Annotated in this window: 31 protein-coding genes and 1 pseudogene; 1 reads left to right on the plus strand and 31 read right to left on the minus strand. The window is 42.0% G+C overall.

All coding sequences use genetic code 11. The annotated features are described in order from the left end of the window. Positions 1–401: 401 nt before the first annotated feature. From H8S63_RS18440 to H8S63_RS18490, 11 genes and pseudogenes are all read right to left on the minus strand, one after another. A pseudogene (locus H8S63_RS18440) lies at positions 402–1836 on the minus strand (ATP-binding protein); the annotation flags it as partial. Between the two features lie 25 nt (positions 1837–1861). Continuing rightward, positions 1862–2860: an aldo/keto reductase gene (locus tag H8S63_RS18445; protein WP_186927600.1), complete on the minus strand. Its 999-nt coding sequence runs from the start codon at positions 2858–2860 to the stop codon at positions 1862–1864. Between the two features lie 43 nt (positions 2861–2903). Next, entirely contained in the window at positions 2904–4391 is a 1488-nt protein-coding gene (locus tag H8S63_RS18450; RefSeq protein ID WP_186927601.1) for an MBOAT family protein, read from the minus strand. After that, complete coding sequence (locus H8S63_RS18455; protein WP_186927611.1) at positions 4378–5295, minus strand: SGNH/GDSL hydrolase family protein; 918 nt, start codon at positions 5293–5295, stop codon at positions 4378–4380. Before H8S63_RS18455 ends, H8S63_RS18450 begins: the two co-directional genes overlap by 14 nt. Continuing rightward, positions 5282–6673, minus strand: coding sequence for an SGNH/GDSL hydrolase family protein (locus H8S63_RS18460; protein ID WP_186927602.1), 1392 nt, complete (start codon positions 6671–6673; stop codon positions 5282–5284). Before H8S63_RS18460 ends, H8S63_RS18455 begins: the two co-directional genes overlap by 14 nt. Before the next feature lie 167 nt (positions 6674–6840). After that, positions 6841–7134 carry a PG0541 family transporter-associated protein gene (locus tag H8S63_RS18465; RefSeq protein WP_007758092.1) on the minus strand — a complete coding sequence of 98 codons (294 nt, stop codon included), beginning with the start codon at positions 7132–7134 and terminating at the stop codon, positions 6841–6843. Between the two features lie 12 nt (positions 7135–7146). Beyond that, positions 7147–10305: an efflux RND transporter permease subunit gene (locus tag H8S63_RS18470; protein ID WP_186927603.1), complete on the minus strand. Its 3159-nt coding sequence runs from the start codon at positions 10303–10305 to the stop codon at positions 7147–7149. A 28-nt stretch (positions 10306–10333) separates the two neighbouring features. Then, on the minus strand, positions 10334–11353 hold the full coding sequence (locus H8S63_RS18475; RefSeq protein ID WP_186927604.1) for an efflux RND transporter periplasmic adaptor subunit: 1020 nt from the start codon (positions 11351–11353) through the stop codon (positions 10334–10336). A gap of 33 nt (positions 11354–11386) precedes the next feature. Continuing rightward, entirely contained in the window at positions 11387–12733 is a 1347-nt protein-coding gene (locus H8S63_RS18480; protein WP_186927605.1) for a TolC family protein, read from the minus strand. 47 nt (positions 12734–12780) lie between these two features. Beyond that, positions 12781–13437, minus strand: a complete 657-nt coding sequence (locus tag H8S63_RS18485) for a TetR/AcrR family transcriptional regulator (protein ID WP_007747978.1) — start codon at positions 13435–13437, stop codon at positions 12781–12783. Between the two features lie 319 nt (positions 13438–13756). Further along, the gene (locus H8S63_RS18490) at positions 13757–14401 is read right to left on the minus strand and encodes a DUF6563 family protein (protein ID WP_186927606.1); all 645 of its coding nucleotides are present in this window, start codon (positions 14399–14401) and stop codon (positions 13757–13759) included. A gap of 133 nt (positions 14402–14534) precedes the next feature. Between H8S63_RS18490 and H8S63_RS18495 the strand changes: the two genes are divergently transcribed. Next, entirely contained in the window at positions 14535–16349 is a 1815-nt protein-coding gene (locus H8S63_RS18495) for a MutS family DNA mismatch repair protein (protein WP_186927607.1), read from the plus strand. Positions 16350–16424: 75 nt separating this feature from the next. Here the strand turns inward: H8S63_RS18495 and H8S63_RS18500 are convergent, their stop codons facing one another. The 20 genes from H8S63_RS18500 to rplX all read right to left on the minus strand — a co-directional run bounded on the left by H8S63_RS18500 (position 16425) and on the right by rplX (position 26955). Beyond that, positions 16425–16964 (minus strand): hypothetical protein, encoded by a 540-nt coding sequence (locus tag H8S63_RS18500; protein ID WP_007747972.1) that lies wholly within the window; start codon positions 16962–16964, stop codon positions 16425–16427. A gap of 107 nt (positions 16965–17071) precedes the next feature. Continuing rightward, positions 17072–17467 (minus strand): hypothetical protein, encoded by a 396-nt coding sequence (locus H8S63_RS18505; protein ID WP_186927608.1) that lies wholly within the window; start codon positions 17465–17467, stop codon positions 17072–17074. Between the two features lie 148 nt (positions 17468–17615). Continuing rightward, complete coding sequence (gene rplQ, locus H8S63_RS18510) at positions 17616–18125, minus strand: 50S ribosomal protein L17 (protein WP_007747966.1); 510 nt, start codon at positions 18123–18125, stop codon at positions 17616–17618. A gap of 3 nt (positions 18126–18128) precedes the next feature. Next, positions 18129–19121, minus strand: a complete 993-nt coding sequence (locus tag H8S63_RS18515; RefSeq protein WP_004296325.1) for a DNA-directed RNA polymerase subunit alpha — start codon at positions 19119–19121, stop codon at positions 18129–18131. An 11-nt stretch (positions 19122–19132) separates the two neighbouring features. Continuing rightward, positions 19133–19738 (minus strand): 30S ribosomal protein S4, encoded by a 606-nt coding sequence (gene rpsD, locus H8S63_RS18520; RefSeq protein ID WP_005675444.1) that lies wholly within the window; start codon positions 19736–19738, stop codon positions 19133–19135. 118 nt (positions 19739–19856) lie between these two features. Further along, positions 19857–20246 (minus strand): 30S ribosomal protein S11, encoded by a 390-nt coding sequence (gene rpsK / locus H8S63_RS18525; protein WP_004296327.1) that lies wholly within the window; start codon positions 20244–20246, stop codon positions 19857–19859. An 11-nt stretch (positions 20247–20257) separates the two neighbouring features. Continuing rightward, the gene (rpsM, locus tag H8S63_RS18530; RefSeq protein ID WP_004296328.1) at positions 20258–20638 is read right to left on the minus strand and encodes a 30S ribosomal protein S13; all 381 of its coding nucleotides are present in this window, start codon (positions 20636–20638) and stop codon (positions 20258–20260) included. 33 nt (positions 20639–20671) lie between these two features. Continuing rightward, complete coding sequence (ykgO, locus tag H8S63_RS18535; RefSeq protein WP_002558051.1) at positions 20672–20788, minus strand: type B 50S ribosomal protein L36; 117 nt, start codon at positions 20786–20788, stop codon at positions 20672–20674. An 8-nt stretch (positions 20789–20796) separates the two neighbouring features. Next, positions 20797–21015: a translation initiation factor IF-1 gene (gene infA / locus H8S63_RS18540; RefSeq protein ID WP_002558052.1), complete on the minus strand. Its 219-nt coding sequence runs from the start codon at positions 21013–21015 to the stop codon at positions 20797–20799. 1 nt (position 21016) lies between these two features. Next, a complete protein-coding gene (gene map, locus H8S63_RS18545) occupies positions 21017–21814 on the minus strand; it encodes a type I methionyl aminopeptidase (RefSeq protein WP_007747962.1) in 798 nt (265 codons plus the stop codon). Between the two features lie 15 nt (positions 21815–21829). Then, the gene (secY, locus tag H8S63_RS18550) at positions 21830–23170 is read right to left on the minus strand and encodes a preprotein translocase subunit SecY (protein WP_007761929.1); all 1341 of its coding nucleotides are present in this window, start codon (positions 23168–23170) and stop codon (positions 21830–21832) included. A 4-nt stretch (positions 23171–23174) separates the two neighbouring features. Then, a complete protein-coding gene (rplO, locus tag H8S63_RS18555; protein ID WP_007761937.1) occupies positions 23175–23621 on the minus strand; it encodes a 50S ribosomal protein L15 in 447 nt (148 codons plus the stop codon). 32 nt (positions 23622–23653) lie between these two features. After that, the gene (rpmD, locus tag H8S63_RS18560) at positions 23654–23830 is read right to left on the minus strand and encodes a 50S ribosomal protein L30 (RefSeq protein WP_004296332.1); all 177 of its coding nucleotides are present in this window, start codon (positions 23828–23830) and stop codon (positions 23654–23656) included. 9 nt (positions 23831–23839) lie between these two features. Beyond that, positions 23840–24358, minus strand: coding sequence for a 30S ribosomal protein S5 (gene rpsE / locus H8S63_RS18565; RefSeq protein ID WP_007747952.1), 519 nt, complete (start codon positions 24356–24358; stop codon positions 23840–23842). A 5-nt stretch (positions 24359–24363) separates the two neighbouring features. Beyond that, positions 24364–24708 (minus strand): 50S ribosomal protein L18, encoded by a 345-nt coding sequence (gene rplR, locus H8S63_RS18570; RefSeq protein ID WP_007747951.1) that lies wholly within the window; start codon positions 24706–24708, stop codon positions 24364–24366. A gap of 21 nt (positions 24709–24729) precedes the next feature. Then, positions 24730–25299, minus strand: coding sequence for a 50S ribosomal protein L6 (rplF, locus tag H8S63_RS18575; protein ID WP_004296335.1), 570 nt, complete (start codon positions 25297–25299; stop codon positions 24730–24732). 15 nt (positions 25300–25314) lie between these two features. Next, positions 25315–25710, minus strand: coding sequence for a 30S ribosomal protein S8 (gene rpsH / locus H8S63_RS18580; RefSeq protein ID WP_004296336.1), 396 nt, complete (start codon positions 25708–25710; stop codon positions 25315–25317). Positions 25711–25763: 53 nt separating this feature from the next. Continuing rightward, positions 25764–26063, minus strand: coding sequence for a 30S ribosomal protein S14 (gene rpsN / locus H8S63_RS18585; RefSeq protein WP_004310885.1), 300 nt, complete (start codon positions 26061–26063; stop codon positions 25764–25766). 5 nt (positions 26064–26068) lie between these two features. Then, on the minus strand, positions 26069–26626 hold the full coding sequence (gene rplE / locus H8S63_RS18590) for a 50S ribosomal protein L5 (protein WP_004310886.1): 558 nt from the start codon (positions 26624–26626) through the stop codon (positions 26069–26071). After that, positions 26626–26955, minus strand: a complete 330-nt coding sequence (gene rplX / locus H8S63_RS18595) for a 50S ribosomal protein L24 (RefSeq protein ID WP_007747948.1) — start codon at positions 26953–26955, stop codon at positions 26626–26628. The genes rplE and rplX overlap by 1 nt, the downstream gene beginning before the upstream one ends. Positions 26956–26962: the final 7 nt, after the last annotated feature.

The following is a 26962-nucleotide window of genomic DNA, read 5'->3' on the forward strand; positions in this document are numbered from 1 at the left end:
AACTAAAGGTTCAAGCAGGGGAAACTAAAGTTTCAGGCAGAGGAAACTGGAGTTTCAAGAGGGGGAAACTAAAGTTTCATACGCAGGAAACACTTGGTGAAAAGCAGGATGGCAAAGACAGTGCGTAAGGATAAGTAAGGGGAAGTGTAAGGATGAGCGAGGGAAAGGTGTAAGATACAACGCATCTGCAACCATCCCACACCACTATCCTACACCCTATTAATATACTAATATTCAACAACATAAAGTGAGAATGGTGTAGGATGGCAGATGATTTGTCTATTCAAACTCATAGAGAGGAGAATACAATGTATTATTTATCGAGGAATACTCCCCAAAATAGCTGGCGAAAACTGGGTACCGGTTATTAATGCAATATACCATCAAAAGAGCAGGCACACTCAAGCTTCCACAATCCACTTTTCAATATTGCGGGTTTCCGCACTGAAGTTTACCCCGATTTGAAAGAGCTTCCGTCCATCCGTCGCGAAAGGAAGGGCGTAATGCTTATCCTTTATCTGTCGCAAAGCCTCTTCAGCACTCCCATTCAATTTAAATTCCATGATATAAATGAATTTATCCGTCTGCAAGACAAGGTCTATGCGACCTTCGCTCGTATGATATTCCACTTTGGTATAGAAGCCGACCAGCTTAAATACAATGAAAAGGACATTCTCATAATGTAATTCCTGGTCGCGAATCACCTCGTAGGTGGTATCGGCAAAGAAACTCTGCAGGCGGCGAAAGAAAGAATCATAATCACCGGAACGTACTTCACGGACAAACTTCTGAATTTCAAAAGGGGACTCCACCTTATTGACATTCGCATAATAAGGAAGCATAAAAACGGACAAAGCCCTCTTCCACTTCGCGGTTCGGGAAACCCAAACGGTAGATTCCAAATTCTTCATCATATCCCTTAATGGTAAGATATCCGCTTTGATAAATCACAGGAATGGGATTGGTGGATTCCGAATCTATGCTGTTCAGCACTTGGGCATCTGTCTCCTCGTGTGCCATACGTTCCAGGTCATAATGATGCTTTTTCAGCAGACTCACCAGATAAGTAGGCGTACCCGTCTCAAACCAATAACTACCGAACTCCTTGTACTTGAAAGCATTGAGAAGGCTGAAAGGATTGTACATACCAATTGAGTTGTGTGTAAAATGATAGCCATCATAACATTCTTTCAATTCCGCACAGAGTTTATCATACGTCACGCCACGTACATCAGCAAATTCATGAAGCTCAGCATCTAAAGTATCATGAAGTTCACGGTCACTTACACCGCAAAGCTCAACATAATCCTTTCGCATCGATATATCATCCAGATTATTCAAGTCACTGAAAACGCTGACCTTACCAAATTTCGTCACACCGGTAAGAAATGCGAACTTAATACAACCGTCCATTGTTTTGAGTGCCCCATAGAATGGTTTCAAAGCATTCCGAAATTGTCTCTGTAATTCTTCATTGCCGATAGCCTGCAACATAGGCTTATCATATTCATCTACAAGAATAACCACACGCTGCCCCGCCTGTTTACAAGCGCGTTCTATGATACCGGCAAAACGTAAGGAAAAAGAACGTTCCGACGGTTCAGCACCGTAAAGTTTTTCCCACGCAGTCAGAGACTTATCAAGTATATTATCCAGACTATCCGGAGTGTCATATTTCTCTATATTGAGATCCAGATGCAAGATGGGGTATTTCACCCAATCTTTTTCGAGTTTTTCTACCGCCAATCCTGTAAAGAGCTCCTTCTTACCTTGAAAGTACGCCTCTAAGGTGGAGATAAGCAGACTTTTTCCAAAACGGCGCGGACGGCTCAGATACCTTTCTTACAAAGATAGGAATTTTTTATAATATTCTTTCAATCTCTTGCAGTTCTTCTTCTGCAAACTCCAAATGCTCCAATGTTTTCAGATTGTCCGCCAACTGCTTTATGGAACTTGCTCCTACAATCACCGATGTCATTCGTTCATCTTTCAGTGCCCATGCCAAAGCCATTTCCGCCAAAGTCTGTCCACGACGACGGGCAATCTCATTCAATTGCCGGGCGGCTTCTACTTTTTCGGGAGTTACTTGCGAACGCTGGAGAAAACCGGAAGAACGTGCAGCACGGGAACCTTCCGGAATGCCGTTTAGGTATTTATCTGTCAACAGTCCTTGCGCCAAAGGAGAAAAAGCGATGAAACCGGAACCATATTCCGCCGCCAAAGGAAGTGATTCAGCCTCCACCGCACGGTCGAACATACTATACCGGTATTGGCTGATAAGACAGGGGGCACCGGCTTTTGCCATCATCTCATAGGCGATACGGGCTTGTTCGGGGGGATATTTAGAGATTCCTATATACAGCGCTTTCCCTTGCTTCACAATATCAATCAATGTCCGGACGGTTTCCTCTACCGGAGTCACTCCGTCATAACGGTGACTATAAAAGATGTCAAAATACTCCAAACCTGTCCGACGGAGACTTTGGTCAATGCTCGCCATCAGATTTTTACGGGAACTATTTCCGCCATAAGGACCAGCCCACATTTCATGACCGGCCTTGGAAGAAATAATCATTTCATCCCGGTAGCCTTGAAAGTTCTCTCGCAAGATTCGTCCGAAATTAATTTCGGCACTTCCGGGAACAGGACCGTAATTGTTTGCCAAATCAAAATGAGTGATTCCATGATCAAAAGCAAACTTAATCATGTCGGTCGCTACCTCGAAATTGTCCACACTGCCGAAATTATGCCACAATCCCAAAGAGATAAGAGGAAGTTGCAGACCACTTTTGCCGCAATATTTATAAGGCATCCGTTCGTAACGGTCGGCAACAGGCTGATAATTGAGAAAATTTTCCATAAGGCGATATTTTTATAGGTTTCAATTAGAACTATAACTGGAATTAGAACTGAAAATAAATGAACGGTTGTATTTCCGAACTCTTCATTTGAATAACAAGATAAATCAAAGCCACCATCAACACAGCTTTGCCTACGAACGGCAGGCGAATCACTCCCCGACAAACTGCATTTTCCCAGCTATCGGGAGCAAAATGAAGCAGGAAGCCAAGCAGCATTAGCGCGAATACTTTCCAATAGCCTTCAAGTAACTGAGGGAACAGTTGGGGACGGAAAGTCGTAAATATCTGCCCCAACATATCCATCGAATTCTGAAAATCGGCGTTACGGAAGAATATCCAGCAGAAACAGACAAAGTGGAAGGTAATGATAATGCCGAACACACGTCTCCAACCGTGACTTTGTTCTCCTTTCCTCCGTCCGGTTATCGTCATCCAGATTTTATGCATCGCCAGTGCAACGCCGTGAAATGTGCCCCAAAGAACAAAATTCCAGGAAGCTCCATGCCACAACCCTCCCAAAAACATGGTAATAATAAGGTTCAGATATTGCCGGATCTTCCCTTTCCGGTTTCCACCCAAAGAGATGTATAAGTAATCTTTCAGCCAACTGGACAAAGAGATATGCCAACGACGCCAGAATTCGGTGATGGAGGCCGACTTGTAAGGAGAATTAAAGTTAAGATTGAAGTGGAAGCCCAATAACAGTGCGATACCGATAGCCATATCACTATATCCGGAAAAGTCGCAATAAATCTGCAAGGCATAGCCGTACACTCCCATCAGATTCTCAACACCCGAATAGAGCGTCGGATTATCAAAAATACGCTCTACGAAGTTAATACTGATATAATCGGAAATAATGGCTTTCTTGAACAGGCCGGAAAGAATCAGAAAGATACCCCGTCCGAACATCTCCTGCGAGACAAAAAGAGGTTTCCTGATTTGCGGAATAAAATCACGGGCACGGACAATAGGGCCTGCCACCAACTGCGGGAAGAATGATACGTAAAAGGCATAATCGAACAGACTCGTCAGTGGCTGGATTTCTTTCCGGTAGACGTCGATGGTATAGCTCAGCGACTGGAACGTGAAGAAAGAGATACCGACCGGCAGGAATATATCAAGTGCCGTGAACTCTCCCCCCATCAGGGACGCAATAATACCTCCCAAGAAATTGGTATATTTAAAGTAAGCCAGAAGTCCCAAGTTGACACCCAGACTCAAGGTGACCAACCCTTTGCGTTTCCAATATCCTTCGGTGCGATACATCAGTTGCGCCAACAGAAAGTCGCAAACCGTAACAATGGCAAGCAGGAAAAAGTAAGTACCGCTACTTTTATAGTAGAAATAATAAGAAAAAAGGGTGACAAACAAGATACGGGCGGTATATTTATGTTGCAACAATACGTACACCACCATAAAAGCGGCAAACAGCCAAAGAAAGATACCACTACTGAATATCATCGGTGCCTGTGGATCGTAGACAAGCACCTCTTTTAATCTACTGAAATCTATATCAATGGGAAACATAATCGTTGTATGCTTTGATAAGGGCTTGGTATAATAAATTTCCTTGCAGGATATATCCTTCGGGAAGATAATGCACATGATCGGGACGCATCAGCTTCGCTTCCGTCCAATTCTTACAGGCACGTTTTTTGCCGCCGGCTACATCATACATATCCCACACCAGCAGACGATGGTCCCCGGCATAGCGGCGAATGGTTTCCACCGCAGTCGCCGTGCGGGGATTGACGGCATACGTACGTCTCCGCCTTCTTTGACGGAAACTCTCATACGAACCGGGCGGAGTAGTCAGCAGGATAGGCACATCATGGAGTGCGGCACGCAGGAGTCTGACAAGTTCATCCATCTGGTTGTAATGCACATTACTATTGTAACGCCGGTTATGACTCTCATTGGTTCCGAAAGAGAGAATCAGCAATTCGGGTTTGAGCGCCGCTATCTCAGCGATGCGGTCGGGATGGGTGAAAGTAAGGCAAGTGGCGCCGTTCACTCCTTTATCTATATAGGAAACAGCACCGAAGGTTTCGGCCAGCCGCATACCGGTGGTTTGAGGATAGATATGCCCGCGAATATGGCTGTCGCCAATATGTACGATACGCACCGTATCTTCGGACAGTCCCGCACGTACTTGACGGAGTCGTTCGAGCACAGGTGTCAGCAGGGCAATACTGTCGATAATTTCATTTCGCCCGGTTTCACGGAAAGCGGACGGAAAGGAAGTCTGCACAGGGATGGTATCATTCGCCCAAATCATTTCCCGCAAAGGTTTGACGCCTTTCTGCACCTTGTTCAATGGAGGACAAACGGGGATACGGTCTTGCGCCATCATCCTCGAAAGAGAACAAGGAGCAAACAAAATGCCCGCCAAAACAAGCACAAAGAAGGACAACAGGCTATTCTTTCTCATAAGCACGCCTCCTGTCGTATTGTTCTTTGCCATATATCAATGTCTCATAGAGAAGTCCCGCCAAATGTTTACCGCCACGGAAGTTGATATGTGTATAATCATAGTTTGCCATAGACGGTTTGGCATGGACAAGTTTTGCCATACTCCCTTCTCCTCCCATAGCCTCGAACATATTCCAGAATGCGATACCGCTTTCGGCGGCAATATTCTGCTGATAACGAATCAGGTTCTTGACTCCCGGCATGGTGCGGAGGTCACCGTTTTCGTTCTTGTAATCACGGTCGCCCACGCTCAACAGCAGGATTCCCGCCTGCGGGAAACACGTTTTGAGATGTCCGATGGCTGCCAACAGCCCTTTCTGGTAGTTATCGTAATTGCGTCCGCGTTCCGTTGCGACATTCAATCCATATTCAAGAATAATCAGGTCGTAAGGACGCTGGCGGTTAAACTGTTTCAACATTTGCTGCGGAATGCCACGCAGGGAAAGTCCGGAACTGCCGCGCAGCGAGAAGTTATCGAGAATTATTCCTTGCTTTCCATCCATCGCCAATCCATAGAAGAGCGTAGAGTCGGCACGGTCCACTGTCCAACGTATGGAGCCGATGCGCCCGTCAACCCGCACTTCCTGCAAACCGCCCGAAGGGGACAGCGAATAGTTATGGCTTTCTCCTTTGTTCACACGGACGGAAAGATGAAGGGAGTCTTTATTGTAAAAGAAGATGGAAGCACGCTGACAGGTATCAAGCAACGAAGCGTATTTGTCTTGTCCACGCAGTTCCACGTATGCGCCACTTCGGGGAACGAAATAATGTCCGGAAATCCCCTGCTTCTTCCTATCGAAATAGACGCTGTCCGTCACCGCATGGCTGGACCATCCGTCAAATGTATGCCGCACCGTAGGACGGTAACCGCTTGTCATGGAGGTGATGGTCACGAAACCGACACCGCAACCTCCAAATCGTTTTTGAAGCATTTCGCGGAGATCGGCCGTAAAGATATCAGCTTCTATAAAGGAATCGCCGAATACAGCTATACGTACCAGATTGTCGTCTTCGGAACCGGAAGAAAGGCGATTGAGAGCTTCATAAAAAGGAGCCATGCCCCGATGAGTGGAATCACTGTAATCTTCAATGCAAGTCATTCCGGCACGGCAGGTATCTACAAAAACCGGTTTTATCACAGGTGGCAAGGGTATACTGTCCGAATCGGCAGCAACGGAATCCGGTTCCGGATAACGAAGGTCGCTCAACAAGTCCACGCGACGCATCGTATGTCCGTCGATGGTAATGACCGGAAGCCAATGAAGCCCCAATAAGGCTGCAAAGACAACCAATACAAACCACAACGAATATTTCAAATAGTTCTTTATTATCTCCATAATGATCTAAATCCCAAACGACCGCAAAGATAGATAAAAGCAGTAAGAAAAAGCGGTGTCGGAAATAATAATTAAACGCGGATTAACACAGATTTTCGCAATGATTACATTCAATCTGCGATAAATCTGTGTTAATCCGCGCTTGGTCAACTGAAAGTAGACGGATATCAAATAGTTCGCTCAATGTTCCATACAAACGCGCGCAAACCCAATTGCTCCGTTTCCAGGTCCATCTTATGCAGCGTATCCAGCAATGGATCTACTTTGTGATCTTCGACTACCGTGATGATGGCCGAGCACATACTAGGCCAGGCGTGACTTCCGAAATGCGGGTCGCCCGTCTTCGAACCACGTCCCTGCACTTTCTCAAGGTAGGTGAAGCCACGACATCCCAAACGGTCGAGCAATGACATGATTCGTTCATAATAGGCCTGGTCGAATGTTATCAGTACTGATTTCATATTTCTTTCTTGTTATTTCTTAATAATATCATTTTTATGCTCCTGGAAGTAAGTGTCCAATTCGCGTTGGCGACGAAGCTTACGACGTTGGTTCTTGATGCCGGTTCCTGCAAAGACACAATACAAAGTAGGAATCAGAATCAATGTCAACACGGTCGATATTGTCAAACCACCGATTACGGCAATTGCCATCGGACTCCACATCTCAGAACCCTGACCACCGCCGATAGCCATCGGGATCATACCGAGAACGGTTGTGGCTGTGGTCATCAATACCGGACGAAGACGGCTCTTACCGGAAGTTACCACAGAATTTACAACTGCCAGCCCGCGTTCCCGACAAAGGGTAATGTAGTCGATGAGCACAATACCGTTCTTCACCACAATACCAATCAGCATGATACCTCCCAACAGACTCATAACACTCAACGTACTGCCCGTAAAGAAGAGTGCCATCAAGACACCGCTAAAAGCAAATGGCAGAGAGAACATGATAATGAACGGATAGGTGAGTGACTCGAACTGTGCAGCCATCACGATAAATACAAGAATGACTATCAGAATACCAAGCGTTCCCAAATCGCGGAACGAATCCTGCTGGTCTTCGAACGAACCGGCAACCTGAATAGTCACTTCTCCCGGTATGTCCATCTTATCGATGATCTCGTTACCGGCAGCTACTACGTTGCCCAACGGCGCACCGGAGATTACAGCAGAAACGGTCACGATACGTTCACGGTCTTTACGTTCGATAGTAGGAGGTGCAAAACGCTCAACTACCCTTCCGACATCTTTCACACGGACGGGTTGTCCTTGCGCATTATAAATAAGGATGTTCTCCAGACTTTCCAGACTTGTACGGTATTCCGGCGCGTAACGCACTTTAATATCATACTCGTCTCCGTCTTCACGATATTTCGAAGCAACCGCACCATTGATCCGGTTACGCAGATAGTTACCGGCTGTCGAAAGGTTCAGTCCATGCATTGCCAGTTTCTCACGGTCGAAGTCCACCTGATATTCCGGCTGATAATCGCTACGGCTGATATTCACCTCACTCACTCCGGGAACTGCCAGCAACTCACGCTTCAGGCGGGCCGCCACGCTGTCGGTCACTGTCATATCATATCCATACACCTCAAAATCGGCACTGGCCTGAGCAGACATCCCCGTGTTGCTACCTCCAAGTATAACTTGTGCCTTGCTGAATTCCGGATAGGCTTTCAAATCTTCACGCATCTCGTTACAGACAGCTTCCAATGTGATATCACGATCACCCGGATCTACCAGACTGATATTGAATGAGATGATATGCGAACCGTTGTCCTGCATAGAAGCCCATGTGTTGTCCGAATCGGCCTGCCCTACGGTATAGTTGCAGACTTTCATAATGTCTTTATACTTCGTCAGCCATTGATTGGTCAGTTTCTGCGAAAGCTCCTGAGCTATCTCTTTTCGTGTTCCGATAGGCAATTCCAACTGTACGGCGATACGGGCATTATCTTGTGCCGGGAAGAACTCCGTACCAATCCCCTTTGCACACAGCAAGCTGACAACGAAGAAAGCGATACATCCCGTAATGACTATCGGACGATGGCGAACCGCCCAATTCAACATCTTGCCATACCAAGTGTCGAGTCCGTCCAACGTTTTTTCAATCGGAGTGAAGAAGAGCTTGAACAGCTTTGACGGCTTTTTCTGCAAACGAAGCAACTGGGAACAGAGCATGGGGGTCAATGACAAAGCAGCAACCGTAGAGATAAACATGATGGCACACATCATCCAACCGAGTTGTTTGAAAAGTACACCGGACATACCACTCACCATAGTCAACGGGAAGAACACAGCAATCATGGTCAAGGTAGAAGCGATTACAGAAATTGCCACCTCATTGGTTCCGTGCACGGCTGCCTGTTTCGGATCGGAACCACGCTCAATATGGGTTGTCACATTCTCAAGTACCACAATCGCATCGTCCACCACCATACCGATAGCGATGGAAAGTGACGAAAGCGAAATAATATTGATCGTGTTTCCGCTAATCGCCAGGTAAATGAACGAGGCTATCAAAGAAAGCGGAATGGTGATACAGATAATCAACGTCGCACGCCAGCGTCCCAAGAAGAGGAACACAACGATAACAACGAACAGCAAGGCGTAGACAACGGTTTCGGTCAAACTGTCGATTGTATTCAGGATGTTGTCGGAGGTATCGACAATGACACCGATCTTTACATCGCTCGGCAGGTTCTTCTGAAGTCTCGGCAGCGCTTCGGCCACTTTCTTGGAGATTTCTACCGAATTGGCTCCAGATTGTTTCTGAACAACAATCATGGCGCCTTGCACACCGTTATTATAGGTTTCCTGCGCGCGTTCTTCTACGGTATCGACTATCCGGGCCACATCACGCAAGAAGACGTTCGCTCCATTGTGAGTACCTACTACGACATCCGCCAACTGCCGGGAATCATCGAACTCTCCTTCCACTCGCAACGCGTAGGTTTCACTACCGATATCGAAGTTACCGCCGGGAATGTTCTTGTTCTCCGCTCCGATAATGGAGCTGATGGATTCGATGGTCAGGTTGTATGCTTCCAACTTGTTAGGGTCGCAATATACCTGAATCTCACGCTGCGGAGCACCACTGATGGACACGGTTCCGACTCCCGGAATACGCGCCAAGGGGTTAACCACACGGTCGTCCAATATTTTGTAAAGCGCCGACTGGCTCTCATTGGCCTGTACGGAAAGCAGCACGATAGGAATCATATCCGTACTGAACTTGAAGATGATCGGATTCTCGACATCGTCGGGAAGCTGCGAGCTTACCATGTCGAGTTTATCGCGCACATCATTGGTCAGAACGTCAATATCGTTACCGAACTCGAACTCCAGCGTAATCAATGACATATTTTCGGAAGAACGGGAGGTGATATGTTTCAGGTTGCTCACCGCATTCAAAGTGTTCTCAAGCGGACGAGTAACGTTGTTTTCTATATCCGAAGCACTTGCACCGGGATAAGCGGTCATCACCATGATCGTATTTGTATCAATATCCGGATACAAGTCGATAGGCAATTTGGACAAAGAGAAAAGACCAAAAATCACCACTGCCAAAAAGCAGAGGGAGGTCATAATCGGTTTCTTAACCGCACCTTCGTATAAACTCATTTTTGTAAGGGATTAATTTGTTAGTGATTTATTTCTCAACTGCCACTTCCATGCCATTCACCAAACGCGACTGACCGGCAACTACAACTTGAGAATTATCGGGCACACCGGATTTCAACTCGTATTCCGTACCCATACGCCGACCTAACTCTACCTTATTATAAGATACTTTACCATCTTTATATACAAAGACATAACGGTCGCCGGAACCTGCCTGCTTAACAATGGCCAGATCAGGAACAACCACGTTGTCCGCTGTGCCGAAGTTTAATGTAGCACGGGCAAACATTCCCGGACGTACACGCTGATCTCTATTATCCAGCTTGATTTCTACCTGGAACGTGCGGGTAGCAGCGTCTATCGTAGGGTAAATCAGACTGATATTTCCAGTGAATATTTCGTCGCCGTATACATCCAGCTTCACATCTACGGGCGCGCCTTTCTTCACTTTGGTAAAGTAAGTTTCGGAAACATTGATAAGAAGTTTCACCGGAGTGATCTGCTCTACAGCCAATACCGGGTTTCCACCACTATACATATCGCCGTTATCATAGTTGCGTGCAGTAACCACGCCATTGATAGGGCTTAGCAAAGCGGTATTCTCCAACAGATTCTTATAAGCTGTCTTTTTCACGTCGAGCTGCATCTTCGAAGCATCCCATTCCGATTTGGAAGCGCCACCCACTTTATAAAGTTCGTCGATACGCTTAAACTCGATTTCCTGATTATCCAGTTGCAATTTGGTTTGTTTCAGATTAGCCGCATCCATCTGCACTAATTTCTGGCCTTTGGATACACGGTCGCCCACTTCTACAAAGATCTGGTCGATACGCACGGGAGAGGAAGGGGCTATATTGTTTTTCACTTCCGCTTCTACCGTTGCCGTGTAATCCTGTATCTGATCTACGGGACGGGATTTTACATCTGCCAGTTTCACAATGGGTTTCTCGTCCGCTTGTGCTACCACAGCTGCTTTGTCTTTTCCACCTGTACACGAGCCCATGAACGCTGCTAACAGCAAGGCTACTAATTGGATACCTTTTTTCATATTCCTTAGTTGTAATTTTTTAGTTGTCTATCTTTATTCTTTTCCTAACACCTGATCGAGATCTGCCTTAGCAACCAGGTAATCGTATATTGATTGATTGTAGGTGAGTTGTGCCTGCGTCAATGATACTTGAGAGCTGTTCAGTTCGAGCACCGTACCTTTACCTACGTCATAACGTTTCTCGGCAATCACTACCGCTTTCTTAGCCTGCATCACATTTTCCTTATTGCTGACCACTTGCTCTGTGCTCGCGCTCATATTGTTACGGCAACTGACAATCTGCATATTCAACTTTCTCTCCGTATCGATGCGGTTCCAATCGAGCTGACGCATTTGTATACGGGCGGATTTTACTTTTGTAAAATTGCTTGCCTTATACAAAGGTATGCTGATGTTAAACATCAGGTTGGAACTGTTACTCCAACTGTAATCAAAGAAGTTGATGTTCGGATTGTACAAAGATTGATATTTGTAGGAGAAGCTCATTGAAAGGGTCGGTATAAAGTTTGTTTTCAATGACTTAACACTCTTCTCCAACAACTTCATGTTTAAGTCCAACTGCTTCATCGTGGTATTGTTATCCAAATTCACATCCTCTTCTTTCAGCTGTTCGGCAAACATGGAGGTCTCATAGTTAGTCAGATTGTCATTAATCTTAATCTCTACATCGGCAGTGATACCCATCAAAACTTTGAGCTGCAGTTTAGCCAAAGTCACTGCGTTGGCCGCCGATATCAAGTTGGGCTTAATACTCCGCATCTGCACTTCCGCACTAATCTTATCGTATTCACTCACTGTTCCCTGCTGATATTTGGCATTGACAACATTATAGTTATCTTCCGCCAGTTTATAGCTTCCTTGAAGTACTTCGTAACTGTCCTGCGCAAGCATCAACTGATAATAAGCCTTGCTCACCTGATTCACCAGATCCAGTTTGGAAGCGCGGGATTTCTCTACCGCAAGTTCAATATCCGTCTTTGTCATCGACATGGCGCGATAAACTCCCGGCACAAATAAAGGCAGGTTTATGTTCAATCCGGCATTGGCGGTATTGGTTCCGTCTTGCCCCATCTTGAAGGACATATCATTCAATTTCATCTCAGCCGCTTTAATGGTATGATCCACCGACCCGGATATGCTGGCTTCCGGCAACAGATTTTGCCAAGCTTCCTTGCTGGCTACTTTTTTTAAAGCGATCTCTTCTGCAGCCACTTTCATTGTGGGATTTTCATCCAATGCAATTTCGAGGGCTTTGTCTAAAGTTAAGGTCAGTATCTCCTTTGCCCCTTGGGTATTCTGCGCCTTTGCAAAGCCGAACGTGCAGAGTACCGCAACTGCCAGAAGCATCTTCTTTCCTGTCAATTCTTTAATTTTGTTCATAAACTGGTTTCTAATTTAATCTTAATTGTTTGTCAATGGGGTACACCTTACTCTCTCGGTGTTCCAATACGATTTTTACGATATTCTTGTATAAAATCTTCCAGAACCTTCGCTCCTTTCTCTGTGGAAATGCCACGAATATAGGTGAACATGATGGACTCATACACTTCTATAAAAGGATATTCATTGCAGATATCCGTATTCAAAAGTACATCAAACTGTTCTTTCACTAACATATTGACAATGCCAAAGTTTACGTCCGAACGAAAAATTCCCTGTTCCACACCCGCCTTAAAGAAGGACATCGTTTTCTCCGAGTCGCTGTCCTGACGGTCTCTCATTAAACTGTATACTTTCGGATATTTCTTGATGTCTTCAAAAAAACGCTTGTTCGTCTGATGGAACACTTCAATGCTCTTCTGAAACACTGCCAATATCACTTCCAGTACATTGTGAGACTGTTCATATACTTCCTGTAAATAAGCCTCCCTATCGGACTGTGCCTTCAAAATACATTCCTTCAGCAGCGATTCTTTGTCCGAGAAGACTTCATAAAGAGTACGTTTGGAAATACCCAATGCTGCTGCAATGTCGTCCATTGTTATACTCTTAATACCTTTTGAAGCGAAAGCTTCTGTTGCCGTCACCAGAATCCGTTCTCTTAGCTCTGCCCGTTGGGAAGCGTCTTTTCCATGCTCTGCCATCGTCTGTTTTCAATTTTATTAAAATACAGTTTTCATTTTATATTCGTTTCCAAAGGAAAAACAGAACAAAGATACATAGAAAACTTAATTAACGAATTAAGTTTTCTATGTATTTATAGTCCATTTGGGAATTATTATCATTCAATAGAGCAATATGAAAACAAGTGTTAATTAGGAAATACAGACCAAATGGGGTAGAAAGATAGAAAGTATAAAAACTAGAAGTAAAGTTTTATTGCTATAAAAGGGGAATGCATTTTGACACACTCTCAATAATCAGTATCTCTATTAACGTAAAATAAAAGCTTATTATTAAGGGTTATGGTTTCTGTTGCTCCTTCAACTCCAATAGGTATTTGAATGTGTGTTTTGCTTCCTGACTATCCTCTTTGAGATAGGCTTTCTTTAGTTCAGGAGATTTCTTCAACAATTCAACCATTTTGTTCTTATCCAGAAATTCTATCTTTCCGGTCTCGCCATTAAGTTCATAACAAACCCGCTTTGTCACCAGACTCGAGGCAGCAAGAGCGTCCCCTATATTCCCACCTAACTTGACATCATCTTCCTCCACAAAATTTGCACCGACAACAGATCCTAAAGGCATAGCACAAAAATAGATCTTCTTACCTAACTGAACAGCCGGTGCATACCAAGCTCCAAAACGTAACTTTTTATATCGCAGTTTACGGCAGTTCAGATATAAGTCTCCTTTTTCATCACGCACAGCAAAACAACGCTTTTTCAAACGCCGACACATGGACTCGTCATTTCCGGCCGTTATCCGGTAATCAGCTCCTCCTGTCAATACTATCTGGTTCTTGGAACGTCTCTCTACACGCAACACGGCAACAGTATCACCGTCTTGAGCCAACAGTTCTTTCAAATTAGAATAAATGATATTCTGCGCAATTAACGGGAGGCTAATCACGCTCATCAACAACAATAAGATACATCCTTTCTTCATTGGTCTTCCTCCTTTCCTGTCTAAACGCATTTTTCGAGTGGAAAGTTATACATTTTAGCGGATAAATGCAAGGGAGAAAAAGAAATATTTAAATATACTTTGATTACCTTTGCGAAAAAGTATTGAGTTTATTATGGAAAAATTGGAACAGATCATTGAAACATACCGGCTTACCATTCAAAAAGCTGAACTGGAGTTACGAAATGCTCGGAAACGTATCTATTATATCAGTCTTTTGCGACTCGTTTTATTTGTGGGAGCCATAGCAGGAACTATCATTTTCTGGCCGGACGGCTGGCTGTATATTTCCATATTTGCCATTTTACCTTTCATTTTATTTATATGGTTGGTCAAACGGCACAATTTCTGGTTTCACCGAAAAGATTTCCTGAAAAAGAAGATTGTTATCAATGAACAGGAGTTGCGCGCTATTCAGTATGATTTCTCCGATTTTGATGGGGGAAAAGAATATATTGATCCGGGACATCTTTATACTTTTGATTTGGATATTTTCGGAGAGCATTCTCTTTTCCAATATATAAATCGTACTTCAACGCCTGTCGGCAAGGAGCATCTGGCAGAGTGGTTCAATGCGCATTTGGAAAATAAGGAGGCTATTGAACAACGGCAGGAGGCTATCCGTGAGTTATCGACAGACCTGGAGTATAGACAACAAATCCGTTTATCAGGGTTGCTTTATAAAGGAAAACCTGCAGATACCTCCGAAATCAAGGAATGGGCAAATAGTCCAAGCTATTATCGGAAGCATAGGCTTTTACGTATGATCCCTGCCACCGTAAGCGTAATCAATCTGCTGTGCATAAGTCTTGCCTGCCTGGATATCCTTCCCGCCAGCATTGCCGGAGGCGTATTTGCTTGCTTTGTAATATTCAGTTCTGTCTTTTCCAAAGGAATCACTAAATTGCAGGCTACCTATGGCAAAAAGCTACAAATTCTCTCTACGTATGCTGACCAGATTCTTCTCACCGAGAAAAAAGATATGCACAGTCCTGTATTGCAAGAGTTGAAAGCTGAACTTACCAGCCGGAATCAAACGGCTTCTCAGGCAGTACGCCGACTTTCCAAACTAATGAATGCACTAGACCAGCGGAATAATCTGTTAATTAGTATGCTTCTCAATGGACTTATATTTTGGGAATTACGCCAGGTTATGAAAATTGAACAATGGAAGGAGGTACACGCTTCGGATCTACCCCGCTGGATAGAGACTGTCGGTGAAATCGACGCCTATTGCTCTTTGGCAACATTTGCCTATAATCACCCGGAATATATCTATCCTAAAATCAACTCGCATTCTTTCCATATGCAAGCGAAAGCATTGGGACATCCTCTGATGGATCGTAACAAATGTGTGCGTAACGGAATAGACATCGACAAACGGCCTTTCTTTATTATTATCACCGGAGCTAATATGGCTGGCAAAAGTACGTATCTACGCACTGTAGGCGTAAATTATCTTTTAGCATGTATGGGTGCGCCTGTCTGGGCGGATGAAATGGAAATATACCCGGCACGCCTTGTCACCAGTCTGCGCACCAGCGACTCATTGACCGATAATGAATCTTATTTCTTCGCTGAACTTAAACGGCTAAAATTAATCATCGATAAACTGGAAGCTGGGGAAGAACTCTTTATTATCCTTGATGAAATCCTGAAAGGTACAAATTCTATGGATAAACAGAAGGGGTCTTTTGCTCTTATCAAACAATTCATGAGTATGAATGCTAACGGTATCATCGCTACTCATGATCTCCTTTTAGGCACTTTAATAGAAGCCTTTCCGGAAAATATCCGGAATTATTGCTTTGAAGCAGATATCACAAATAATGAACTTACCTTCTCTTATCAGAAGAGAAACGGGGTTGCCCAAAATATGAATGCATGTTTCTTAATGAAGAAAATGGGGATTGCCGTTATTGACGACTAATCCCCATCCCACAACATATAAAAATCAAAGTTTTCTCTTTATGCGATTGCTAACTCAAATAAGTGTGCCTATACCTTAAATCTTGCTTTTGGAAAGAAATGCAACAACAGCAGACGCACTTTCATTGGTATAGTACTGTACCGATGTTATAGGCTGATAATTATAAGGTACAAATTGGAATAGCTGTACCGCTGCAAACTTTTTGTCCTCAGAAAGTATAATATCCATTCGTATGTTACCGTTAGACTCACTCTTTATTTCAGAATCTGCAGAAAAAGAACCGGAATTCACTATGTTCACTAACGAATCCATATGTTTTAGGTCAAAGAATACACTATGTTCTTTTGCAACACTGCCTGTCGGTAAATAAACCACCTCTTTTGATTTCCAGAATAGCCGGAAAATACCCATAAGAAACAGCCCTGTTCCTAGAACCATTAAAGCCATACTGACTGTCGAAGATTTGTCTTCCAGTCCGAAGGTGGAAGCAAATGCTATAACACCGACCACCAACATAACGGAGGATATTAATACACCTGAAAAACTAGTACGTTTTGCGATATCGGGATGTGAAGATGCAAATATAGTAGCATCAATAGCTTGAGTAGTTGCCATAATATTTAAAGTTTAATTTATTAGTAAAAATATAAAGGTGATAGGATGACCGGTAGATAATAGTTATACCAGTAATCTTAAAAGAAATAATGCCAATAAATAAACTGCTAAATAATAATACGCCTTAGAGCAAATACATAATACTCGCTGGACGGTTGATAATAATAGGATATCGTAGTATTATAAATCTTTCCCAAATGCTGGGAGAGAGAATTCTCATAGTCTGCACAGCACTGTAACAGATTCTTTAGAGTAGAGAAATATTCGCCAAGTTGTACACGCTGGACACGAGTTACCGAAGTCTGATAACTTTGCAAATTATTTAATTCAGCCACAGGAGAACAAGGGAACTCCGGTTCACTGATCTGCTCATGCTGACTCATCGAATATGTTACGGCATACTTTCCCTGCTCCACTGCTTTTCCAGTGAAAACATTGCCTGCTACCCCGTGAAGAGTAACCGTCAACAACAGAAACAATATAACCTTTACAAATTTTGCCATAATCTCGTACAAATATAACAGATTCTATCCAGGTAAGGTTCATTGAAGAAATCTTTTAATTTATCTTAGGATTAGTAACAGGATCATAACAAAAGAGGCTACTCCGTTACCGGAATAGCCTTTATATTCGATATGAACAATCGTTGAATTATTCTGCAGACTCTGCTTTAGGTTCTTCAGCCTTAGGAGCTTCTTCAGTTGCAGGAGCTTCAACAGCAACAGGTGCTGCAGCCTCTGTGCTCTTCTTAGAACGACGAGTACGAGTAGCTTTCTTAGCGACTTTTTCCTTAGCCATGTTTTCATTGTAGTCAACTAACTCAATGAAGCACATTTCAGCGTTGTCACCCAAACGGTTACCAGTCTTGATAATACGAGTATAACCACCCGGACGATCAGCAATCTTAACAGAGATTTCTTTGAACAACTCTGTTACTGCAATCTTATCTTGCAAGTTGCTAAATACAACACGACGAGAGTTCGTAGTATCTTCTTTAGACTTAGTAATCAAAGGCTCAACAAACTTTTTCAAAGCTTTTGCCTTTGCAACAGTCGTAGTGATTCTTTTGTGCTTGATCAAAGAGCAAGCCATGTTAGATAACATAGCGCTTCTATGAGAAGCAGTACGACCTAAATGATTGAATTTTTTATTATGTCTCATTTTTTATTCTTTATCTAATTTATATTTAGAAATATCGGTTCCAAACGACAGATTCAGACTTTCCAGCAAATCATCAAGCTCGGTAAGCGATTTCTTTCCGAAGTTTCTGAATTTCAACAGGTCAGTTTTGTTGAATTGTACCAAGTCGCCAAGAGTTTCTACATCAGCAGCCTTCAAGCAGTTGAGGGCACGAACTGACAAATCCATATCAACGAGTTTAGTTTTCAACAGCTGACGCATATGCAATACTTCTTCATCAAACTCTTCATTGCCGTCAGTATCATTACTTTCAAGCGTGATCTTCTCATCTGAGAATAACATGAAGTGATAAATCAGAATCTTTGCAGCTTCTTTCAGCGCTTCTTTCGGATGTATAGAACCGTCGGTACTAATTTCAAGTACCAGCTTTTCGTAGTCAGTCTTCTGTTCTACACGGAAGTTTTCTACAGCATACTTGACATTACGTATCGGTGTATAAATAGAGTCGATTGGAATTACATTAACATCCGTACAGTACTCGCGATTTTCATCAGCAGGCACATAACCACGTCCTTTGTTAATTGTAATATCAATCTGCATAGTTGACTTAGAATCTAAATGACAAATAACTAATTCCGGATTTAACACTTCAAATCCAGTCAAATACTTACCTATGTCACCTGCTTTAAATTCACTGGAATTCTCGACAGTGATGCTCACTTTTTCGCTCTCGAACTCTTCAACTACTTGCTTGAATCTCACTTGTTTCAGATTCAAGATAATGTTGGTAACATCCTCTTTTACTCCAGGTACACTAGAAAATTCATGCTCCACACCATCGATTCTGATAGTTGTGATAGCAAAACCCTCTAATGAAGAGAGAAGGATACGGCGTAACGCATTACCTACAGTAATACCAAAACCGGGTTCCAACGGACGAAATTCGAATTTACCGAATCTGGAGTCCGCCTCCAACATTAATACTTTATCAGGTTTTTGAAATGCTAATATCGCCATGAAATTAATTATTATTTAGAATACAATTCAACGATCAAATGTTCTTTAATGTTCTCAGGAATGTCTGCTCTCTCAGGTATGTGCAACATTTTACCAACCTTCGAAGCTTCATCCCATTCCAACCAAGCATATTTGCTATGATTGAAACCAGCGAGAGAATTAGCAATTACTTCCAAAGATTTAGATCTTTCACGAACACCAATCAATTGTCCTGGTTTTACTGCGTATGAAGGAATGTTTACTACTTCACCATCTACAGTAATATGTTTGTGACCAACCAACTGACGAGCAGCAGCACGTGTAGGAGCAATACCCAAACGGAATACTACGTTGTCAAGACGGCCTTCCAGCAATTGAAGGAGTACCTCACCGGTAATACCTTTCGCAGTAGCTGCCTTTTCAAACAAATTGCGGAATTGTTTTTCTAAAACTCCATAGGTGTATTTAGCTTTCTGCTTTTCACGAAGTTGCACACCATATTCGGAAGTTTTTCTTTTTCTTGAATTTCCATGCTGTCCGGGAGGATAATTTTTCTTTGACAAAACTTTATCAGCTCCAAAGATTCCTTCACCGAATTTACGGGCGATTCTTGATTTTGGTCCAGTATATCTAGCCATTTCTTTTAAATATTTAATTGTTTATTCATGAACTTAATTTGTTGCAGCCGCGATTACAGAGAGAAATTAAATGTAATCCAAAAACAAAATCAAGATCATTGTGTAAGTTAAAGGTAAATTAAACTCTACGTCTTTTCGGAGGACGACAACCATTATGTGGAAGCGGAGTCACGTCAATGATTTCAGTAACTTCGATACCAGCACCGTGGATAGTTCTAATAGCAGACTCACGTCCGTTACCTGGACCCTTCACATATGCTTTTACCTTTCTTAGGCCAAGATCGAATGCAATTTTAGCACAATCTTGGGCAGCCATCTGCGCTGCATAAGGAGTGTTCTTTTTAGAACCTCTAAATCCCATTTTACCAGCAGATGACCAAGAGATAATCTGCCCTTCACTATTTGCAAGAGAAACAATAATATTGTTGAAAGATGAATGAACATGTAACTGTCCATTAGCGTCTACTTTCACATTTCTCTTTTTAGCTGCAACTGTTTTTTTTGCCATATCAACAATTATTATTTAGTAGCTTTTTTCTTATTAGCAACGGTTTTCTTTCTACCCTTACGAGTACGTGCATTGTTCTTAGTGCTCTGACCTCTTACAGGCAGACCAATACGGTGACGTACACCACGATAGCAACCAATATCCATTAATCGCTTAATGTTCAATTGGATTTCAGAACGAAGATCACCTTCTACTTTATACTCTGCACCGATAATCTCACGAATCTTAGCAGCCTGATCATCTGTCCAGTCTTTAACCTTCAGATCTTTATCTACACCAGCTTTATCTAAAATTTTTGCTGAACTACTGCGACCTATTCCATATACATAGGTCAACGCAATTTCACCTCTTTTGTTCTGAGGCAAATCTACACCAACTATTCTTATAGCCATATACTAAATTATTTTTTTTGCAAAAATAACAAATTATCCTTGACGTTGTTTATACTTAGGATTTTTCTTGTTAATAACATACAAACGGCCATTACGTCTAACGATCTTACATTCTGGCGTGCGTTTCTTTAATGATGCTCTTACTTTCATATCTTATTTTATTTATATCTAAACACAATTCTTCCTTTCGATAAGTCGTAAGGAGACATTTCGACTCTCACTTTATCTCCCGGCAGGATCTTGATGTAATGCATCCGCATCTTACCTGAAATATGTGCAGTAATCTCATGTCCGTTTTCTAATTCAACACGAAACATTGCATTTGACAATGCTTCAACTATAACTCCATCTTGTTCTATTGCAGATTGCTTTGCCATATTATATTGCTTTATCTCCTAAAACTTCTTCTATGAATTTGAATGAAGACAAAATATCAGCTTCACCAGCTCCAACAGCTACCGTATGTTCAAAATGCGCAGCACATTTACGATCCCTAGTCCTCACAGTCCACCCGTCACGTTCCATAATCACTTGTCGGTCTCCCAATGTTATCATCGGCTCTATCGCTATGCAAAGACCTCTCTTCATCAAAGGTCCATATCCTCTTTTACCATAATTAGGAACTTGAGGATCTTCGTGCATCTCTTTACCGATGCCATGACCTACAAACTCACGCACTACACCATAAGAGTGAGACTCACAATATTGCTGAATAGCATACCCGATGTCTCCGATTCTCTTGCCTTGCACTGCGTTTTGAATACCGATATATAACGCTTCTTTAGTAACCTTCAGCAAATTACGAACTTCCTCGTCCACCTCTCCTACACAAAAAGTATAAGCAGAATCACCACAGAAACCATTCATATAAGTTCCACAATCCACAGACACGATATCACCATCTTTCAGAACAATATCATTCGGAATTCCATGTACTACCTGATCATTTACAGAAGTACAAAGGGATGCGGGAAACGGTTCTCCATATTGATTCGGAAATCCTTTGAAAGTTGGAGTCGCCCCATGATCTCTAATGAACTCTTCAGCAACTTTATCCAACTCACGTGTAGTTACACCAGGCTTCACCAGTTTGGCAACCTCTGCAAGAGTTTTACCAACAAGCAGGTTACTCTGACGGAGCAATTCTATTTCATCTTCTGTTTTAAGAAATATCATTTCTAATCTAAAGAATTAATATGCCGCTACACCAGCGCGCCCTTTGATACGACCGGATTTCAACAGACCATCATAGTGTCTCATCAACAAATGACTTTCAACCTGTTGCAGGGTATCAAGAACAACACCTACAAGAATTAACAAAGATGTACCGCCGAAGAATTGAGCGAATCCAGCTTGCACTCCGAATATACCGGCAAAAGCAGGCATAATGGCAACCAAAGCCAAGAAGAAAGAACCCGGCAAAGTGATACGTGACATAATATCATCGATATACTCTGCTGTCTGCTTTCCCGGTTTGATACCAGGGATGAAACCATTATTTCTCTTCATATCCTCAGCCATCTGAGTCGGATTGATTGTAATTGCAGTATAAAAATATGTAAATAATATAATCATTACCGCAAAGACAAAGTTATACCAGAAACTTGTATGATCTGTAAACGCATGCAAGAAACCGCCTGCATCATTTACATTTGAGAAACCGATAAATGTAATAGGTATAAACATGATTGCCTGAGCAAAGATGATAGGCATTACACCTGCAGCATTCACTTTCAAAGGAATGTACTGTCTAGCGCCACCATATTGCTTGTTACCTACAATTCTTTTTGCATACTGTACAGGAATCTTTCTTGTACCCTGCACCAAAAGAATAGCGGCACCAATCACTAATAACAAGAATACGATTTCAATTATAAACATGATCAAACCACCACTCTTATTTGCTACTCTGGATACAACTTCTTGCAACAAAGCATCAGGGAAACGAGCGATAATACCAATCAAGATAATAAATGAAATACCATTACCAATACCTTTATCAGTAATTCTTTCACCAAGCCACAAAATAAACATACTACCAGCTGCCAAAATAATGGTAGAGGTAATCATAAACAGAGTCCAATCTAATGAAGCATTCAAGGAAGGGCCAGCCTGCATTTTAAGATTGAGCAAATAAGAAGGGGCCTGAACTAACAATATAGCAATCGTCAGATAACGAGTATATTGATTCATTTTTCTTCTGCCGCTCTCACCTTCGCGCTGTAATTTTTGGAAATACGGCACAGCGATTCCCAACAACTGGATCACGATAGATGCAGAGATATAAGGCATAATTCCTAATGCAAAAATAGAGGCATTAGAAAATGCTCCTCCAGAGAACATATTTAACAAGGCTAAAAGGCCTTCACTTGTTTGTTCGTGCAATTTTGCCAACATCGCCGGATTGATACCCGGTAATACGACGTATGACCCAAAACGGTAAATTGCCACAAACAATATGGTGATGAGGATCCGCTGTCTCAGATCCTCAATCTTCCATATATTCTTTAATGTTTCAATAGCTTTTCTCATTGAATCAGAGTTTTACTACAGTTCCACCAGCAGCCTCGATAGCAGCAGTTGCAGTCTTAGAGAATGCATGAGCTTCTACTTCCAGCTTGTTAGTCAGAGTTCCGTTACCCAATACTTTTACTAACTGATTTGAAGAAATAAATCCTGCTTCGATAAAGTCGTTTATACCAACCTTTACCAAACTCTTAGCTTCAGCGAGTTTTTGGATAGTATCCAAGTTGATAGCTTTATATTCTACACGATTGATATTCTTGAAACCAAATTTAGGAACTCGACGTTGAAGAGGCATCTGACCACCTTCAAAACCGATTTTCTTAGAGTATCCAGATCTTGATTTAGCTCCTTTATGACCTCTTGTAGAAGTACCGCCTAATCCAGAACCAGCACCACGTCCAATTCTTTTTCTTGTCTTAGTAGATCCCTCTGCAGGTTTTAAATTACTTAAGTTCATATTGTAATTTCGTTTTATTATTCAACAAATAATTACTTAACAATGGCAACCAAGTGTTTTACTTTATCTACCATCCCAAGAATTGAAGGAGTGCTTTCGTGTTCAACCACGCGGTTCAGTTTACGAAGTCCCAGTGCATCAAGAGTTCTCTTCTGATCAGCCGGAGCACCAATTCTACTTTTAACTTGTTTAATCTTTATAGTTGACATATCTCCTCCTTATCCTCTAAATACTTTTTCAACACTAATACCTCTGTTCTGAGCAACCATTCTTGCATCACGCATCTCACTCAAAGCTTCAATTGTAGCTTTAACAAGGTTGTGCGGATTTGAAGAACCCTTAGATTTAGCCAAAACATCAGTAACACCAACACTTTCCAATACGGCACGCATAGCACCACCAGCTACAACACCTGTTCCGTGAGACGCAGGCTTGATGAATACTTCAGCACCACCAAATCTAGCTGATTGTTCGTGAGGAACAGTACCCTTTAAAATAGGTACTCTTACCAGATTTTTTTTAGCTGACTCAACACCTTTGGCGATAGCAGCTGTTACTTCACCTGCTTTACCAAGTCCCCAACCAATGATACCTTCTTCGTTACCTACAACAACGATTGCAGAGAAACTAAAAGTTCTACCACCTTTGGTAACTTTAGTAACACGATTGATAGCAACCAATCTATCTTTCAGTTCTATATCGTTAGTAATCTTAACTCTATTATTAACTCCTGCCATAATGATTAAAATTTAAGTCCACCGTTACGAGCAGCATCAGCTACTTCTTTTACTCTCCCATGATACAAGTAACCATTACGGTCAAAAACTACAGTAGTTATACCTGCTTCCTGAGCTTTTTTAGCAATCATTTCACCCACTTTAGCAGCTTGTTCTTTTTTAGCGACTTTCTCAGTCAAACCTAAAGAAGAAGCGGCAGCCAAAGTTTTGCCAGAAAGATCATCGATAATCTGGACATAAATTTGCTTGTTACTTCTAAATACACTCATACGCGGACATTCAGTAGTACCTGAAATTTTGTTGCGTACTCTATATTTGATCTTAATTCGTCTTTCTATTTTTGTTGTCATAATAATCTAATTTTATATGATTTACTTAGCACCGGCTGATTTACCAGACTTTCTACGAATTACTTCGCCAACAAACTTAATACCTTTACCCTTGTATGGTTCAGGCTTACGGAAAGAACGTATTTTAGAGCAAACTTGACCAAGCAACTGTTTGTCACACGATTCCAATATGATAAGAGGATTCTTATTTCTTTCAGACTTAGTTTCAACTTTTACCTCAGCAGGCAATTGAATGAAAATATTGTGTGTATAACCTAAAGCCAGTTCAATGATGTTACCTTGGTTAGAAGCACGATAACCTACACCAACAAGTTCCAACTCTTTCTTATATCCTTCAGATACGCCCACAACCATGTTATGAACCAATGAACGATACAAGCCGTGGAAAGCATGTTTCTGCTTCGGATTATCAAGCATTTCCTTATCGTTTTCTGTTAAAGTTACGTGTCCATCTTCAATCGCAACATTGATAGCAGGATTCACATATTGGCTCATTTCGCCTTTGGGTCCCTTTACGGTAACCACATTATCCTTCAGAGTGACTGTCACTCCAGCAGGGATACTAATGGGTAATTTTCCTATTCTTGACATTCTAATTCCTCCTAATTAATATACATAACACAAGACTTCACCACCGATCTTCAGTTCTGCAGCCTCTTTGTTAGTCATTACACCTTTGGAAGTAGATATTATAGCAATACCCAACCCATTAATAACACGCGGCATATCTTTGTAACCGGTATACTTACGCATACCCGGAGAAGATATTCTTTCTAACTTCTTGATTGCGTTAACTTTGTTAACAGAATCATACTTCAAGGCAACTTTAATAGTTCCTTGAGGACCATCTTCTACAAACTTATAATTAAGAATGTAGCCTTTCTCAAAAAGAATCTTAGTGATTTCTTTTTTCAAATTCGAAGCGGGAACTTCAACAACTCTGTGCTTTGCACCAATCGCATTCCGCAACCTCGTCAAATAATCTGCTATTGGATCAGTCATATAAAAAATAAATTAAATTAATCAGGACTACCCTGACAATATTTAAACAATAATTACCAGCTTGCTTTTTTTACGCCTGGTATCAGTCCGTTAGACGCCATCTCACGGAATTGAATTCTCGAAATTCCGAATTGACGAATATAACCTTTAGGACGTCCAGTCAGTTTGCAACGGTTGTGCATACGAATCGGGTTAGAATTCTTTGGCAACTCTTGCAATTTCTGTGCAGCTTCAAAAGCATCAGCAGGATCACCTGTTCTTACGATTTGCTTCAAAGCAGCTCTTTTTTCGGCGTATTTGGCTACTAATTTAGCACGTTTAACTTCACGTGCTTTCATTGATTCCTTTGCCATATCTATTAGTCTTTTTTAGCGTTTTTAAAAGGTAAACCGAATTCCTTCAGCAATGCATAACCTTCTTCATCTGTTTCCGCAGAGGTTACAAAGGTAATATTCATTCCGAGAATTCTTGTAATACTATCGATATTTATTTCAGGGAAAATGATTTGTTCCTGAATACCAAGGGTATAGTTACCTTTACCATCAAACTTACTTTCGATACCTTTGAAGTCACGAATACGAGGAAGAGCTACACGAACCAATTTTTCAAGGAATTCGTACATTCTTTCACGACGTAAAGTCACCATAACGCCAATCGGCATTTTTTTACGCAACTTAAAGTTCGCGATATCTTTACGAGAAATGGTAGCTACAGCCTTTTGACCTGTGATAGCTGTCATTTCATTGATTGCAACTTCAATAATCTTCTTGTCAGCAACAGCCATACCTAAACCCTGATTGATAACAATCTTCTTAAGTACGGGTATCTGCATTGTAGAAGAATACTGGAACTGTGATTTCAATGCAGGTGCTATACGCTCTGCATATTCTTTCTTAAGACTAGCAGTATTACTCATTACTTAATCTCCTCTCCTGATTTTTTAGAATAACGCACTACAGTTCTTTTACCTTCCAAAGAACTTACTTTTCTCCCAATACGCGTTGCTTTACCAGTTTTTGGATCAACCGGGTTCAAGTTTGAAATGTGGATAGAAGCTTCCTGCTTCACAATACCACCCTGCGGATTCTTAGCATTCGGCTTTGTGCTTTTAGATACCATATTGATACCTTCTACAAATGCACGTCCTTCTTTAACAAGAACCTTCAATACACGACCAGTTTTGCCCTTATCTTCACCAGCATTTACGTAAACTGTATCGCCTTTTTTAATATGTAATTTACTCATTACTTAA

The organism is Bacteroides sp. NSJ-39 (genome assembly GCF_014287315.1).
GTDB classification, from domain to species: domain Bacteria; phylum Bacteroidota; class Bacteroidia; order Bacteroidales; family Bacteroidaceae; genus Bacteroides; species Bacteroides finegoldii.